This is a genomic window from Streptococcus sp. HMSC034E03 (genome assembly GCF_001811505.1).
Classification (GTDB): Bacteria; Bacillota; Bacilli; order Lactobacillales; family Streptococcaceae; genus Streptococcus.
Genome location: NZ_KV804973.1, coordinates 1 through 490 on the forward strand (window position 1 = coordinate 1; position 490 = coordinate 490).

The window sequence follows — 490 nt, forward strand, 5'->3', positions numbered from 1 at the left end:
AGTACCAGTTAAAGTAACTGTAAAAGATCCAACTAATAAAGTCGTTAAAGATCCATCAGTAACCCCAGTTACAGATCCAAGCAACTTGACTGACGCCGAAAAAGCTAAAGTAGCCGACGAAGTTAAGAAAGCTAACCCAACCGCGAAAGATATCAAGGTTAACAATGATGGATCAGTAGTTGTAACCTTTGAAGATGGTACAACAGCTGTTATTCCAGCCGATAAGACAGTTAAGAAATCATCAGATAAAGTTAAGGAATCAGATGGAGTTAAGAATCCATCAGTAACCCCAGTTACAGATCCAAGCAACTTGACTGACGCCGAAAAAGCTAAAGTAGCCGACGAAGTTAAGAAAGCTAACCCAACCGCGAAAGATATCAAGGTTAACAATGATGGATCAGTAGTTGTAACCTTTGAAGATGGTTCAGTAGCAGTCATTCCAGCTGAAAAAGCTGTTACAGCTGCTAACCAAGATTCACCTGCTCAAGCA

General features: G+C 40.4%; 1 pseudogene. It reads left to right on the forward strand.

Annotation, left to right across the window (positions count from 1 at the left end):
• Window positions 1-490: pseudogene (locus tag HMPREF2805_RS11250) on the forward strand (hypothetical protein); the annotation flags it as partial.